Annotated in this window: 13 protein-coding genes; 10 read left to right on the forward strand and 3 right to left on the reverse strand. The window is 45.1% G+C overall.

Going from position 1 to position 16409, the window contains the following annotated elements; translation table 11 throughout:
* Positions 1 to 63 precede the first annotated feature (63 nt).
* The 3 genes from HC752_RS11225 (at position 64) to HC752_RS11235 (ending at position 4331) form a co-directional block, all read left to right on the forward strand.
* Positions 64 to 270, forward strand: coding sequence for a hypothetical protein (locus tag HC752_RS11225; RefSeq protein WP_238930496.1), 207 nt, complete (start codon positions 64 to 66; stop codon positions 268 to 270).
* Between the two features lie 402 nt (positions 271 to 672).
* Positions 673 to 3789 carry a beta-galactosidase subunit alpha gene (gene ebgA / locus HC752_RS11230; protein ID WP_190335218.1) on the forward strand — a complete coding sequence of 1039 codons (3117 nt, stop codon included), beginning with the start codon at positions 673 to 675 and terminating at the stop codon, positions 3787 to 3789.
* Positions 3786 to 4331 (forward strand): beta-galactosidase subunit beta, encoded by a 546-nt coding sequence (locus HC752_RS11235; RefSeq protein WP_190335219.1) that lies wholly within the window; start codon positions 3786 to 3788, stop codon positions 4329 to 4331. The genes ebgA and HC752_RS11235 overlap by 4 nt, the downstream gene beginning before the upstream one ends.
* Before the next feature lie 163 nt (positions 4332 to 4494).
* On the opposite strand, the gene HC752_RS11240 is transcribed toward HC752_RS11235, so the two are convergent.
* Complete coding sequence (locus tag HC752_RS11240; protein WP_342029469.1) at positions 4495 to 5391, reverse strand: lysine exporter LysO family protein; 897 nt, start codon at positions 5389 to 5391, stop codon at positions 4495 to 4497.
* Between the two features lie 463 nt (positions 5392 to 5854).
* Here HC752_RS11240 and HC752_RS11245 point away from each other — a divergent pair, with 463 nt between their 5' ends.
* From HC752_RS11245 to HC752_RS11270, 6 genes are all read left to right on the forward strand, one after another.
* Positions 5855 to 7045, forward strand: a complete 1191-nt coding sequence (locus tag HC752_RS11245) for an ATP-binding cassette domain-containing protein (protein WP_190335220.1) — start codon at positions 5855 to 5857, stop codon at positions 7043 to 7045.
* 25 nt (positions 7046 to 7070) lie between these two features.
* Positions 7071 to 8300, forward strand: a complete 1230-nt coding sequence (locus HC752_RS11250) for an ABC transporter substrate-binding protein (RefSeq protein WP_190335221.1) — start codon at positions 7071 to 7073, stop codon at positions 8298 to 8300.
* Between the two features lie 98 nt (positions 8301 to 8398).
* The gene (locus tag HC752_RS11255; RefSeq protein ID WP_190335222.1) at positions 8399 to 9337 is read left to right on the forward strand and encodes a carbohydrate ABC transporter permease; all 939 of its coding nucleotides are present in this window, start codon (positions 8399 to 8401) and stop codon (positions 9335 to 9337) included.
* A gap of 106 nt (positions 9338 to 9443) precedes the next feature.
* A complete protein-coding gene (locus tag HC752_RS11260; protein WP_190335223.1) occupies positions 9444 to 10256 on the forward strand; it encodes a carbohydrate ABC transporter permease in 813 nt (270 codons plus the stop codon).
* A gap of 11 nt (positions 10257 to 10267) precedes the next feature.
* Positions 10268 to 11995: an amylo-alpha-1,6-glucosidase gene (locus HC752_RS11265; protein WP_190335224.1), complete on the forward strand. Its 1728-nt coding sequence runs from the start codon at positions 10268 to 10270 to the stop codon at positions 11993 to 11995.
* 75 nt (positions 11996 to 12070) lie between these two features.
* Positions 12071 to 12994 carry a LysR family transcriptional regulator gene (locus HC752_RS11270; RefSeq protein WP_190335225.1) on the forward strand — a complete coding sequence of 308 codons (924 nt, stop codon included), beginning with the start codon at positions 12071 to 12073 and terminating at the stop codon, positions 12992 to 12994.
* Positions 12995 to 13143: 149 nt separating this feature from the next.
* Here HC752_RS11270 and HC752_RS11275 read toward each other — a convergent pair whose 3' ends face one another.
* Positions 13144 to 13632 (reverse strand): methylated-DNA--[protein]-cysteine S-methyltransferase, encoded by a 489-nt coding sequence (locus HC752_RS11275; protein WP_190335226.1) that lies wholly within the window; start codon positions 13630 to 13632, stop codon positions 13144 to 13146.
* Entirely contained in the window at positions 13629 to 15011 is a 1383-nt protein-coding gene (locus HC752_RS11280) for a DNA-3-methyladenine glycosylase 2 family protein (protein WP_190335227.1), read from the reverse strand. The genes HC752_RS11275 and HC752_RS11280 overlap by 4 nt, the downstream gene beginning before the upstream one ends.
* Before the next feature lie 382 nt (positions 15012 to 15393).
* Here HC752_RS11280 and HC752_RS11285 point away from each other — a divergent pair, with 382 nt between their 5' ends.
* Positions 15394 to 16362 (forward strand): DUF6929 family protein, encoded by a 969-nt coding sequence (locus tag HC752_RS11285; protein ID WP_190335228.1) that lies wholly within the window; start codon positions 15394 to 15396, stop codon positions 16360 to 16362.
* The last annotated feature ends 47 nt before the right edge of the window (positions 16363 to 16409 follow it).

Consider the following 16409-nt stretch of genomic DNA (forward strand, 5'->3'; position numbering starts at 1 on the left):
CTTCAACAAGGAAAAATACGTCACTAAGCGTTTATCACCCTTTGCATTTGACACGCGGTGCATTTGACAGACGGTGCATTTAACCGATGGTACATTGACCACTCTGTGTGTTGGCTGTCTTATGTCTTCGCTATCGATCGATTAATGGAAACACTGAGAAAACGGGGCATGAGGCGCGAGGGGCACTTTGGACAGTGTGTTCACCGAGAAGACGGCGAGTGGTGGGATGAATACCTGTACGCGATTTTAAAAACGGAACACGTTTCTTAGACAAGTCTGAGGTTGCGTTTGAAAGCCACAATAAACGCGTTGCCCTTAACGCCTTGGGGCAACATGGACGTTGTTCACACAAGCAATGATCACTTCGTCATGTCTAACGAATCTTCATCCCATCCCCCCCACAGAAGGCACACAGCATTGGATGGCATCGTGAAAACACATGTCATTCCAACCTCCCGAGGGTAATTTCACCATTGGCTTTACCCTTGCGCACTCTTACAGATAGTTTAATCAATTAAATGTGACACTACATAAGAAGTCAAAACTCAGACCTGTAATTTATTCAATTTTTTACTTACTATCGGCCATCAGTGAACAAAATTCGAACAACACACCCATACGGCATCCGCGTACAAAGGCATCCGCGTACAAAAAGAAAGAGGGAAAGGCACATTGAACAATTGGGAAAACATCCATAAATTGCAGCAAAATCGTTTACCTCCTCGAAGTTACTTCTTTGCCTATCGCTCCTTTCAACAAGCCAAAACCTTTGATCGCGAACAAAGCGACCATTTTTTGTTACTGAGTGGTCAATGGCAGTTTAAGTTCTTTACTCATCCTCTATTGGTGCCAGAATCCTTCTACTGTACTTATCAACATCAATGGGCTGATATTCCAGTTCCAAGTATGTGGCAACTGGAGGGGCACGGAAAACTGCAATATACGGATGAAGGCTTTCCCTTTCCAATCGACCCTCCTTATGTGCCCACGGACAATCCAACCGGCGCATACCAACGGACGTTTCACCTTGATGAATCATGGAAAAATAAGCGAACCCTCATCCGTTTCGACGGGGTTGAAACCTATTTTGAGGTGTACGTTAACGGGCAGTGGGTGGGGTTTAGCAAAGGAAGCCGTTTGTCCGCCGAATTCGATATTTCGAACTTCATCCATGTCGAGGGCGAAAACTTATTGAGCGTACGCGTTATGCAATGGGCCGATTCCACCTATATAGAAGATCAAGACATGTGGTGGAGTGCCGGCATTTTCCGAGACGTTTATCTCATCGGGCAATCTTTGCTTCACGTAAGTGACTTTACCGTAACAACCCAGTTCGATGCCGATTATCGCGATGCCACACTTCGATGCCAATTCGAATTAGAAAACCTCTCTTCGCCTAGTAAGGTCTTGATTGAATATGCCCTGATTGACCAAGCAGAAGAAATCCATAGCGGTACGACAGACGTCATCGCCATCAACAAAGAGGCCACGGACTGTTTCGAGATCAAGGTCACCAACCCTGAGAAATGGAACGCCGAAAATCCCTATCTATACTTGTTGGTCATCACCGTAAAGTCAGTGAGTGGCGACGTATTGGAAGTGATCCCTCAACGGGTTGGCTTTCGTGATATTTGCGTGAAAGATGGCTTATTCTACGTTAATGATCAATACCTTATGTTACATGGTGTCAATCGCCACGATAATGACCCAGTGAAAGGCAGAGCCGTGAGTATTGAGCGCGTGAAAAACGATCTATTGCTCATGAAGCAGCACAATATCAACGCCGTACGTACTGCGCATTATCCTAATGATCCACGTTTTTACGAGCTGTGCGATGTCATCGGATTGTTTGTTATGGCAGAAACCGACGTGGAAAGTCACGGCTTCGCCAATGCGGGTAAACCGAATTTCATTACGGACGATCCGTTATGGGAACCCGTATTTGTCGAGCGCATAGAGCGCCACATCCACGCGCAAAAAAACCACCCATCCATCATCATGTGGTCACTCGGCAATGAATCCGGTTATGGGTGTAACATCCGTGCCATGTGCGCAGCCGCAAAAGCAATTGATGAAACTCGATTAATTCATTACGAAGAAGATCGCGATGGCGAGGTGGTTGACGTCATCTCCACCATGTACACCCGAGTACCATTAATGAACGCCCTCGGTGAGTTCCCCCACCCCAAACCGCGCATTCTTTGCGAATATGCTCATGCCATGGGCAACGGCCCTGGGGGGTTAACCGAATATCAACATGTCTTCTATCGCCACCCATCCATTCAAGGACACTTTGTATGGGAGTGGTGCGACCATGGCATTTTGAGTCATACCGACAGCGGCGAAGTGTTCTACAAATATGGTGGGGATTTTGGTGACTACCCCAATAACTACAATTTTTGTCTCGATGGTCTCATCTATTCCGACCAAACTCCTGGACCCGGACTGAAAGAGTACAAACAGGTCATCGCGCCAATTAAGATGGCGTCAGTGGATCCGCGCAGTGGTCGTTTCATTGTTTCGAATCGGTTTTGGTTTTCGGATATCAACGATTTTACGTTTATTGCCGACATTCGCGCAGAAGGCGAATCCGTCTCCACGTTTACTTTTAAAGTCAATGAATTACCCGCGAACTCAGAGCGTCAAATTACGCTTGATCTCTCTTTCGATTCGCTGACATCGGTCATTGGTGATCGAGAAGCTTTTATTAACATTTCGATAGTGAAAGATACGCCAACCGCTTACAGTCAAGCCAATCACGAGGTGGCTGTTTATCAATTTCAATTGTGTGAAAACGAGGCGAAGCAAACCACGTTCACCCGCAGCCATTCTAGCGAGCTGCAACTGATCGAAAGCAGGCTCAATTATCTGATCAAAGGCCTAGGGTTTTCAATGAACTTCTCTAAGGTTAATGGCAAACTCACCTCATGGTGTGTCAACGGCAATGAACTTCTAGCCACGTCGCCCACACTCAACTTTTTTAAACCCGTCATAGACAATCATCGCCCGAATTATGACCAGCACTGGAAACCCACGCATCTCGATATTATGCAGGAGCACTTTCGATCCATTAAAGCCGAAGAGGTAAAAGGGAACATCGAAATCACCACTGAAAGTATCATCGCGCCTCCGGTGTTTGATTTTGGTGTGCGATGCCGATACCGTTTTCAAATTTCTCCACATGGGCAACTTAATATCGAATTGCAAGGAGAGCGTTATGGCGAGTACCCTCACCCTATCGCCGTCATTGGTCTTGAGATCGGTATCGATAAAACGTTACAACACGTTCAATATTATGGCCGTGGTCCGGAAGAAAACTATCAAGACAGCATGCAAGCCAATATTATCGACGTTTATCATTCCACCGTTGATGACATGTTCGAACATTACCCTTTTCCTCAGAACAACGGCAACCGCCAAGACGTTCGTTGGACCGCTTTCTCTAGCGCACTGGGTCATGGCATTGCCATCAAACCACAGCAGGTCATTAACTTCAGCGCTTGGCGATACAGCAGCAAGAATCTGCATGACGCGCAACATACCCCAGACTTACAGCAAAGCCCTTACATTACGTTAAATCTTGATCATCAAGTGATGGGATTGGGGTCCAATTCATGGGGCAGTGAAGTGCTGGATTCGTATCGCGTGTACCTAGATCAATTTCAATATGGATTCACAATCATTCCGTTTGATCGAAAAGATATCGACATACCATCCTTAATGAAGCACAAATTCGACACCGATTTTTTCAGCCCTCATGTGGCAACCGATAAGCAGACCCAATCATGATTATTTTTGACGACCTTTCACAATTTAAAGCCATTTATTCCCGAGGTGTTAAATGGCAAAGGTGTATTGAGGCGATAGAAAACGCGAAGCATATTGAAAAAGGGGTCATGCATTCGATTGGTGACTCTTTGGTGTACCGTGTCCACCAAGGTGCTCGGGAACATACCGATGATTTCATTGGTAACCAACGCTACATCGATATTCATTATTATTTCTCAGGGGAAGAAACCATCGAATTCGCCAAAAAATCACACTTATCCGTGGTCCGTGATTACAGCGATGAAACTGACCGTGGCGCCTTTGAAGGGAAAGGAGAAGAAGTAACACTGACTTCTGGGCAAATCGCCATCTTCGACAATGACTATGCCTACCGATTTGTGAATCCATCAACGTTACGTTGCCGCCAGAAAACCCAAAACCATGGGTCGGATATAAAAACCGCGGATATGGAAGGAGCAAAGATTGAAAACACCGAGAACATGAACGTGTGTAAAGTGGTGTTAAAAGTGACCATTGAAGACAACTATTTTTTAAACAAATAAAATTTTTAAACAAATAAAATCTAGCCAAACAAATGGAATCCATTAGAAAGCTTAAAGGTGGAAAGCTTAAAGGTAGAAAGTTTAAAGGTTCGGCTAGACACTGAATAAGAAAGCGATTTGGCTAAAGCGTAATATGTTCGTAAGCGATATGACCAATAAAGAACTACCAATACAGAAAAAAGGGGATCAATATTGGTACCAATAAGCTCAGCACGAATCCACTGACTATGGATATGGGCACCGTTTTAATGCCGCCGTAACTTTGTATAACCGGCAACGTAAAATCCATCGCCGTTGCCCCTGCATACCCAATCGATGTGGCCGGATATCGATGAATAGCAAAACCAATCAATAAAATCGAGGCTATTTCCCGCCCCAACTCAACCACTAATGCTGCACTGCCAAATACAGGGCCAAGACCTTCACCAATTAAAATCCCTGACAACGAATACCAACCAAACCCTGACCCCATTGCCATGCCATGAAGAATAGGCAGCCCCAGTATGACTGCGCCCAATAAACCGCCTAACCAACTGATCAGAACCGTAAATAATGCAATTGTTAAGCCCTGTCGATTAAGAATGATCTGTTTTAACGTCAGGCCACTATTTCTGAGCTCAATACCAATGAGCAGCAACAGAACAACCAAGATACTTTCACTTAAAAAGTTCAGCCATTCTCGTGACCATTCACCCGCAATGCCCACAACGCCGCCGAGAATCACCACACCCAGCACCAAGCCAGAATCTTTCATTAATACCGCCAATGGTATTTCCTTGCCTGAACGCTTTGTTTCTATGCGATGCCATCTTTCTAAACGAGGAAAAAGAATGAGGAAACATCCGCCGATACAGAGCATGAACACACTAGAGATTGTGGCGACCTGAGCAATATTAGAGCCAAAATTATCCAAATTTGTGACACTTACTCCCATGACAAACAAAATAAGTTTCACCAACCAACGGCTCAGCATACCAACATGATGGATTCTGTTTTTATCTGATACTTTAATTAAATAGCCAATAAACAAAGGCAGGATGACAATTAAAATCCCGTTCACTTTTCCTTCCTAAATACGAAAAATGATAAAAATAATAGTTACATTACGCCAGAGAAAAAGGATAATTTGAAGGGTGGATTTACAAATGTTTAAACTCTCATTTTTACCAAATAAATACCATTCTTCCTGTGTTCCACAGGATAAAGCCTTGTCGCTTTCCATAAAAAACAACGCGCATATAAATCACCACCTAATGATTGCGTAATCGAACCCATTGAATGACCGACGGTAACGGTAATTAATATTTATATTAAATAAATACAGTGTGTTAGATGAAATTAAACGTTCAACATCACTAAGCTCTGAGCTTCAAACATCTTCGATGTATTTTCCATCGATTCAAACGGCAATAGTTTAAGTATTATTTTAACTAATACTTAAAACATCAAAAATAATTTTACCTTTTGTTAACCATTATAAATACTCACTTTCCGATAAAGAGGTAACCCATAAGGAAAGGAATGTGGCAGATCTTGTAATCAGTAGGTTGAAAAAATCGTTCGGTGACGTCGATGTCCTAAAAGATATAAACCTAACGGTTAAAGATAAAGAATTCGTCTGCTTTCTTGGTCCTTCTGGGTGTGGAAAATCAACATTGCTGCGCAGTATCGCTGGCCTCGAAGAGATCACCGAGGGTGAGCTGTTTATAAACGGCAATGAAATGAGCCTCGTTCCTGCGGCTAAGCGAGACCTCGCTATGGTGTTTCAGTCTTATGCACTTTACCCTCACATGTCGGTGTATAAAAACATGTCGTTTGGGTTGAAACTGCAAGGAAAAAGCAAACAACAAATAGACGAGTTGGTTCACAATGCCGCTGATATTCTGCAACTGACGCCGCTGCTAAAGCGAAAGCCAAAAGCGCTATCAGGGGGGCAAAGGCAAAGAGTGGCCATTGGTCGAGCGATTGTTCGAAACCCGAAAATATTCTTACTCGACGAACCCCTCTCTAATTTAGATGCCGCCCTTCGTGTCAGCATGCGAACCGAGCTGGCAAAATTGCACCACGATCTTGAAGCCACCATGATTTATGTCACTCACGATCAGATTGAGGCGATGACATTAGCAGACCGAGTGGTGGTTCTTCACGACGGTTATGTGGCGCAGTTTGCTACGCCTCTAGAGCTGTATCACCGCCCTGCCAATCTTTTTGTCGCGGGGTTTATTGGCTCACCTAAGATGAATTTTTTACCCGCCGAGTTGGTTGCTATACAAGGCAACAGCGTCACGATATCGTCACCCATGTTTAACCGCGACGTCACCATAGAATTAGAATCGGCTAACGAATTAGAGCTGACTGGCGATTTAAACGCGACTTCTGAGTTAAATGCCCTCGTGTCATACCCTATTGGCAGCCAATTCACATTAGGCATTCGACCACATGAGTTCACTATTGACCGCAATACAACATACTCAATTTGTTCAATGGTGACGGTAGTCGAACGCCTAGGGGCTGAAAGCATCATTTACAGTGAATCCGTATTAAACGACAAAACAATAACGTTAATTTGCTCGAGCAACGGTACGCAACCGATCAAATTCGGTACCTCAATTGAGCTTGGCTTTGAATCTAGTAGCTGCTTGCTGTTCGACGAAAGTGGGAAAGCGCTACCACGCAAACTAACCGAGGACACAAGCCAGCTGATGGCTTTGTAAGCCTTAATATCACGGAGAATTCAGGATGAATACCAAGATAAAACTATGTGCAGCGATCGCAAGTGTCATTAGCGTGTGTTTGGCACCAGTGGCCAGTGCAGAAGAAGTATTGCGTTTCGCTACCTGGGATGGTGGCACAAGTTTGGACATTCAAAAGGCGATTGCCAAGAAATTTGAAGAGCAAAATCCAGGCACAACGATTCGGGTTGAAGCGTACGCTGAAGGGTATGACAAAAAGCTTATCGCCTCATTTGGTGGTGGCAATCCGCCAGACGTCATGTACATGTGGAATTTCCCTAAGTATCAAGTGTCTCTTCAGCCTTTAAATGAACTCATTAAGCGCGATACCAAAGAACTCAACATGGAGGACATTCCTCAAGGGCTGATCAACTCGTCAACCATAGGTGGCCAAGTCTATGGCATGCCAGTGGGCTTTACCACTCACATTGTGTGGTACAACAAAGACATGTTTGATGCTGCCAATGTGGCCTATCCTACCGCGGATTGGACATGGTCAGACTTACGAGAAAAGTCTGCCAAGTTTCGTGATAAAGAGAGCAAAACGTATGGCTTCGCTGTACCAGCCAAACCCGATTTATTTGATTTTGAACAGTTCTTCTGGTCTAACGGCGCGACCATTCTTAGTGAAGATGGCACCGCGATCGATGGCTATGTTAACAGCCCACAAGCGATCGAAATGCTAGACACCTTTAGCCAAATGGTGAAAAAAGAAGAAGCCGTGGTATACGGTGTTGGCGACGTGACATCAGGTTCATCGCTGTTTGCAGGCGGCAAAGTCGCGATGTTTGAAAGTGCCATTTGGGATAAAGCAGACTTTGATGAAGCCAAAATCAATTATGGCGTTGCGCTCTTACCTAAATTTGGTGACAAAACCTCGCAATCGGCCGTCAATGCAGCTGCAATATCGATCGCTAAAGACAGCAAAAATCAGGATTTAGCATGGCGCTTTGTTAAATACTATATGTCTCCTGAAGCCGTGAAAATGCGAACAAACGACCTTCCGGTACGCAACAGTGTTGCGCAAGAATTAGGCTATACCACAAACCCTGTTTACCAACCGTTTTATGAGATGCTAGCGCGCTCGGATAAACAACTCCCAGCTTTCCTGAAACATAAAAACTGGGACAAGATTTCTAAAAACGTCGCTTACGCCATTGAAGCGACCATGCTTGGCGAAGGAAGCGCGGAAGAGAATTTAAATACGGCTGTGAAGAAATCGAAAAGGCATCTTTAGGGTTTGTTAACCGAGTCTTTAACTAAGCATTAGAGAAGAGCAGATACGAGGTGTCTGTTTCTCTCTACTCCAAACATTAACCACAATACAGGTCGGCTATGAGTAATGAAGTATGGGATGAGAAACGTCATCGCGCTCAAAAAAGAAAAGATGCTCTGACGCCGTACCTTTTTATTTCCCCGTGGATCATTGGGTTTCTCGCCTTTACGGCTGGGCCAATTGCCCTCTCTTTCGTGATGAGCTTTTATGATTGGCCCGTGGTCGGTGAACGCACATTTGTCGGGCTCGACAATTACATCACAATGACCACAGAAGACCCCGACTTTTGGGCATCACTGTGGGTTACCGTCAAGTTTGCTGCCCTATTTGTTCCTTACAACGTGCTTATTTCCCTACTACTTGCCCTGCTGCTGAATCAAAAAGTGGTTGGCGCTGGTGTATTTCGCACCATTTTTTACATCCCGTCCGTCATATCTGGCGTGGCGCTCGTAACAATATGGGGTTGGGTCTATAACGATGAATATGGCATTTTAAATTATATGCTGAGTTTTGCAGGCATCGATGGGCCAAACTGGCTTGGCTCTCCCGATTGGGCGTTGTGGTCAATCGTCATCGCCAGCCTTTGGGGGCTTGGTACCACCATGTTGATATTCCTAACTGGGTTAAAGAACATTCCCCAAGATTTGTACGAGTCAGCAACCATTAGCGGCGTGCCAACGTATTACCAGTTTTTCGCGATTACCGTGCCCATGCTGTCTCCCGTGATTTTGTTTGTGCTGGTCACCAGTGTCATCACCGCTTTTCAACAGCTGACCATCGCACTGCTCCTCACAAAAGGCGGACCGCTTCAATCCACCTATTTCTTTGCCATGTATATCTACGATAACGCTTTTGAGTATTTCGAGATGGGCTACGCCTCGGCCGCTAGTTGGGTTATGTTCCTCATCATTTTGACGCTCTCAGGTCTTATCATAAAGTCGTCTGGAGCATGGGTGTATTACGAATCCGAAATAAAAAGCAAGAAAACCCAACCGTAAATATCGCCGATAACACTTTAAATATCGCCGTTAGCACTTTAAATAACGCAGTAAAACGCCGGGACTTGAGCCGATGAAATCTCATTAGAAATGGAAGCCTTTGATCATGCGTAAGAGCCACATATACATTTTGCTGCTGATGTTGTCGATCCTGTTTATCATGCCATTCGTATGGACCTTTTTAAGTGCCGTCAAGTCAGAGCCTGAGTTATGGGAGTACCCACCAAAGTTCATTCCGGATGTTTTTCGTTGGGAAAATTTTGTTATTGCTTGGAATAGCCAGCCTTTTGAAACTTACACCATGAATACCGTTACCGTGGTGCTGTTGTCGACTTTTGGTCAAGTTATCTCTTCTTCTTTAGTCGCTTACGGTTTTGCGCGTTTCGATTTTAAAGGTCGTAACTTTCTGTTTATTTTATTGCTCTCCACCATGATGATCCCGTGGGAAGTAAAAATGATTCCTTTGTATATGGAATTTAATGCTCTTGGCTGGCTCAACACTCTAAAACCACTCATCATTCCAGCCTTCTTTTCCGAGGCCTTCTTCGTATTCTTATTGCGCCAATACATCATGACCATACCAAAAGAGCTTGATGAGGCGGCGAAAATGGACGGTGCTGGTCCGTTTAGGATCTATTGGTCAATCCATTTACCTTTGATGATTCCGGCACTGATATTAGTCGGCACCTTTCATTTTATGAACTCATGGAACGATTATTTAGGGCCACTTATCTTCCTCAATGATCAATCACAGTACACCCTGACACTTGGGCTCGCTATGTTCAAAACCACCAAAGAGATAGACATACTCGGTATCGCTTCAATCACGACTTTATTGGTTATTCCACCATTAGTACTGTTTTTCTTTGCACAAAAACACATCGTAGAAGGCACCACTGCTGGTGGAGTTAAGGGATAAAAGGATTAGAAATGCTGACTTTATTGAGTGATACAATTTTGGATGCCTCCAAGCTGCCTTTTTCAAAGAGAAATCGCTTTCTCACTATCTCTTGGTTAAAAGACGACCCTAAACACGATAAGAAAAGCCTGTATATCCGCTCTGTCAAGGGCGGCGATCTTAACGAACGTTTAGGGCGTCTATTTCAGATTATTCCCGTTGATAATCACTGCAATACCGTAGCCTTCACCACCGAACTTACCGCCTCTTGTTTAACGTTGAAAAGCAAAGAAGGTTGGATAAAGCTTGCCATTGGCGATGAAGAGACACTCTATTTCGAAGGGTTTAACCTTGGATTGCGTTTAGAGCGAAAAACGGGAGACTTTGACCTAGCCCAAGCCCTACCCAATGGCGATTGGCATATTGGCTGTTTCGAAGAGGATCTCAAAGCACAGATCTCGACCACACAAGGGAGCTTAGCGGTTTCTGCGCCATGGCAAGATGAGCGAGCTGAACGTATTTCCATGCGATGGCGTTGCGATAGCGAAAATAGAATGGCAGGCAATATGGTCCTTTTTCAAACCATAGCCCCTAAATTCACCAAGGTAACAATTGATCAAGCCATTGAAAGTTCAAAAGCCGACTTTGAACACTGGTTGTCTCAGAGTATTGCTGTGAGACCCTGCGATAGCGCGACGGCCATTGAAGCAAACTATATCTTGTGGGCTAACGGCGTGCCAGTGAAAGGACAACTCACTAGACCATCCATCTATATGTCTAAAAACTGGATGATCAACATCTGGTCGTGGGACAACTGCTTTGTGGCATTGTCTCTTGCAAAAACGCAGCCCCAACTCGCTTATGATCAGGTCATGGTGATTTTTGATCACCAAGACGAGTGTGGTCTTATCCCCGATTTTATCAACGACCAATATGCTTTTTTCAACTTTACCAAACCCCCAATTCACGGTTGGGCATTGTCTCAAATGATTGACGCTGCACCCGAGTTTTACACCGTTGATCGACTTGCTGAAATTTATCACGTGCTCAGTCGCTGGACTGACTATTGGTTTCTCGTTGCGGAAAATATCCTCTCTCCTCTGCCGGTGTATTTCCATGGCAACGATTCCGGATGGGACAATGCCACGGTCTTTAACCAAGGCGGTCCATTGTTGAGCCCAGACTTAGCCACGTTTCTGATTCTACAAATGGATGTGCTGAGTAACATTGCCAAACGTTTGGGCAAGGTCACATCGGCTCGTAAATGGTCGGACAAAGCGGATGCCCTACAAGAAAAGCTAATTGAACAACTGTGGACGGGTGACCACTTTGTCGCCCGTAAGCTCGATTCTGGTCGAGCAGTTACCGATGGCGATAGTTTAATTCTCAACCTACCACTCTTGTTGGGAGAACGATTACCTGTTCATATCCGCAACAAGCTCATCGATAACGTTAGTGAGCCCAATCGTTTTCTTACTAATCACGGCCTTGCCACGGAAAGTCTAAAAAGCCCGCTCTATAATGACGATGGGTATTGGCGGGGTCCCATTTGGGCACCGACCACTTTTTTAATGGTCTCGGCACTTGATTCGGTTCAACAGTTTTCGTTAGCGAATGAAATCGCAGATAAATATGTAAAAATGGCGGCACACTCAGGTATGGCAGAAAACTATAATGCAAAAACGGGGGATGGCCTTAGAGACCGAGCGTTTGCATGGTCTTCTGCCGTCTATCTGTTACTTGCAGCGCGCTTGAAGTAGAGGGGGTGTTTGCATGCCATTGAGTAATACCACAGTGCTGTTCAACATGAATCTGTTGCTGCTTGAGTCGTTGATATGCTTCCAACGTTAAAATCCTTACAAGTGTTTGAAGCGGTTGCAAGAAACAAAAGCTTCAGCCTTGCCGCTGAAGAGTTATTCGTTACTCAGGCGGCAGTGTCTCATCAGATAAAATACCTTGAACAATTCCTTTCAACACAACTGTTTACTCGCTTAGGCCGTAACCTAGAAATCACGGCGGACGGTCAAGCCTTGTATGAGCATACGCATAGCGGCCTACAGCACTTTCGTGCAGGCATAAGCGAAATCACGAGCACTAAGCAACGGCAGGAAGTGGTGATATCTTTAAGTCACACATTCGGCGCACAGTGGCTCTCCCACCGACTGCCCAAATTTTGGAAACAGCACCCTAATATAGAACTGTTACTCAATTATGCAGACTCTCCACTGCCGCCTAATCAAACGGGTGCAGACATTTCGATTTTAGAAGGCGATATTACGACATCCAATTGGCAGCCCACCGAATTATCACTGTTGTTTCACGATATACTCTACCCTGTTGCCGGCCCGTTACTTGGCGCTGAAATCAGCAATATCAATAAACTGAAAAAGAACTGTCTATTGCTGCTTCATACCGACAAGCTCTGGCAACAGTGGTTTAACAAATACAGTAATGAATCAGCAGATAAATTTGACGTTAAACAATATCAATCGAAGATGCTGCACGACCAGCAAACCATCATCGTCGCATTGCAGCAAAATATGGGGGTGGCGTTGAGTTCAATATTCCTATTGGATCACGACATTCTTACCGGTCGATTAAACATTCCCATTAAAGCGCCCTTGTTAAGCAGCCACAGTTACTACCTAGGCGTGGCACCTAACCTCCAGTCGATTCAATCCATACAAACCGTGATGGCGTTTCTTCAACAAGAAGCGAGCGATTGTGTTGCCAATTTAAATCACCATTTAAATCAATGAGTAAGCCTTAATTTTAAATAAGAAAGCCTATTAGATCGGTGTTAACGATGCCCATTTGGTTTCTAGCACTGACAAATGAAATGACCTAGCCATAATGACCGCTGCCAGCTCAACACTTTTATTTGATACCCGCGCAGAAGATATTTTGTTCAAAGAATCCCTTCTAGCTTCAATAACGCTTCTTTACGTTCTAGCCCGCCCGCGTATCCGGTTAACTTGCCGCTTTTGCCTATCACGCGATGACACGGCACGATCACCGAGATGGGATTTCTTCCGTTGGCAAGCCCGACGGCTCGCACCGCTTTAGGGTTACCAATGGTGTTCGCGAGATCTTGATAGCTCCATGTTTCGCCAAAGGGTATTTGCGTTAATGCCTGCCACACCTGTTTTTGGAAATCGGTGCCTTTTGCTGCGAGTGGTACATCAAAGGTTTTTCGGCTTCCTTCGAAATATTCTGTTAGCTGCTTACACGCTTCAGCTAACACTTTATGGTGGCGATCTTCACGACCGAGTTCTTGTGGTTTTGTCGTATGCGTTTCAAACCAAATGCCTAACAAACCGTCATCATTCGCTTGGATCGTGACATCACCCAGTTTGCTGGACAAAAGGGTATAAACGTTTTCAGATACATTTTTCATAGCGGTAAATTCCAACAATGTAAGGTGGCATAACTGCCCCACGGGGCGACATTGTCAGGAGACATGTCTGGATAGTGGACCATAGCCTTCTTAACGACGAGATCGCCACTTAAAAAGCAATTGGCTAGGGATAGACCACGAAGCTGTGCGTAATGAATGGTCCACGGTCCAACCCCTTTGATTTCTATCCATTCAGATGGATCGGCATCTGGATTGTTCAAACAATACTCTGCAAATCGAGCCAGCGTCTCTTTTCGACTATTGGGCATTCTAAGAAAGCTCAAATCCGCATTCACCACTTGTTCTGCCGTAGGGAAATATCGGATACCCGAATTGCCTTTTGATTTGTCTGTTGAGTTCAATTTTTCAGTGAGCAAGTTAAGCTGGCCTATCGCTGCTTTTACGGAAACTTGCTGCCCTAGGATGGCTCTTACCCCTGCTTCCCAGGGGCTCCAAACACCGGGGATTCTGATCCCACTTTCTCGGATAAGATCTGACGCTATCGCTGTTAGGTGGTGCTCAACTTCGGTGATGTTCACATCAAGATCAAACATTCGGCGTAGCTTCACCACCAGCGCTTTCAGCTGGGTAATGTCATCAAGTTCGAATTCAACCTGCATGTGCTGGTTAGAAATCACAGAAGCCCGAAACCACCCTTTTGATCCATTTAAGCTAAAATGCCGCTCGTAAAAATCATCCCCAATCGTTTCAACCCCTTCAATGGCGCGCATCCGATAAAAGCCCAACATGTGTTTCCAGTGCATAGGGGATTTGAACCCTAACCTTATATGGTTGGTTTGGGAGGGTTCCTTTTCAGCTCGTCGTACTTGTGTCGGCGTCAGTTTTAATAAATGTTTAAAGGCATCGTTGAACCGCCTAACACTATTAAAACCACTGGCAAACGCAATGTCGCTAATGCTTATTGTGCTCTCGTGCAGAAGCTGCTTTGCAAACATCAATTGGTGGTATTGAGCATACCGCTTAGGAGACATGCCAAGGTATTGATCGAAGAGCTTTCTTAAGTAGCGATCCGATATCCCTAAACGGTCGGATAAATCAAACATGCTCCCCGATTGCAGTGCCCCCTGCTCTATCAACGTGATGGCACGCTGAAAGGAGGTTTCAACCCCTTTCCAAGCCCAAGAACTGGGTGCACTGTCTGGCCGGCAGCGCAAGCACGGGCGATACCCCGCTTGTAAGGCTTGTGCCTGGTCGAAATAGTACATGACGTTCTTTTCCTGCGGTAAATTGGCTGGGCATATTGGGCGGCAAAAAATTCCGGTTGTTTTTACCGCAACATAGAAACGCCCATCAAACCGATGATCTCTCGCCATTCTCGCTCGCTGACATTCCTCTATTGAAAGTGGCTGATTTTCCATTTGTATCCTTTCCTTATTTGGAATATCTGATTGAAGGTGCATCTTTGCCGCTAAGCGATAGAAAGCGGATGTGATTTAGTCTACGCGATTTGAGAACCTAAACTAGCCATTTTCGGCACCAAATGCACATTCCCCTGATCACGATATTGATCGAAGTAATCGCTCAGAAAAGCACCACACTTTTCCAGATTTTCGGAATACTAGACTCAGATTTGCCAGAGACCACAAATGCCAAATGTATGACATCACAGCGAAACACGATGTATGTGATTGCATTCATATTTCCTTTGTACTAACGGAAATTTTCGAATACATATCTGGTTCATTGCTCGGGTAGATGGTAGCTTTTGAGATATGCATCGCAACACACTAAGGACTTTCAGTGAAAAAAGGATTTTTATTTACCGCTCTTGCCATTGGACTGCCATTTTCCGCTAACGCAGCCGACCTAACGGTGTCGACTCCAACGCAAAATACTGTCTTCCCTTCCGCTTCCGGAATTGTTTACACCGAAGATATGGTTTATGCCGTGGGCGACGATTCGCCTTGGCTATATAAAATTGGTTTAAACTTCCGAGTCGCCGATAAGGATCTCATCAAGCACTACCCAGTTGAAGACAATGGGCGAATCCTCAAAAAAGTAAAACCCGATTATGAAGCCATGGAATTACTCAACGTTAACGGTAAGCCTTCGTTTGTCATGCTTGGCTCTGGAAGTAAGGCAAACATTCGCGAGTGGGCATTTGTTGTTAGCCAAGACAAGCAGATCCGAATCGAACGTTCACTCGTTCCTCTCTACAAACAACTGTATCGAGCCAGCCGTGATTACGGTGTTGAAGAACTCAATATTGAAGGTTTAGCCGCTTCTGAAGGTACGGTTTTCCTTCTTAACCGAGGAAACGGTGGCTCAAACGTGATATTCACGGCCCCCGTCCAGCAGTTTGAGGATTACCTCATGGGCAAAACAGACTCCATCGCTAACTTAGGCACCAACAAAATTACCTTGCCAAAGGTTGGAGGGTTTGAAGCAGGGCTTTCCGGCGCAACCTATTGGAAACAAGCCAAACGATTGGTGTTTACGGCCTCGGTTGAGGCGACAGGCGACGCATACAACGACGGTGAAATTCTCGGCAGTTTTGTCGGTTCTTTCCCTGTATCTCAACTTGAATCCGGTAAAGTACTCGACCTCACGAGTGCAGCCAAACCCGTTTCCATTAAAGGGAAACCGCTGATCACTAAGGTGGAATCCGTCTCTGTGACACTTGATGAATCGCGGGCAATTCGCGGTGTGCTTGCCAGTGACAATGACGACGGCACCAGTGAGTTCTTCAAATTCCGCCTGACTCAGTAGCAACGCGTTTGATTCAGTACGCTTACGATACAACGAATAAGAGCATC

This window comes from Vibrio sp. S9_S30 (assembly GCF_014694455.1).
GTDB lineage: Bacteria > Pseudomonadota > Gammaproteobacteria > Enterobacterales > Vibrionaceae > Vibrio.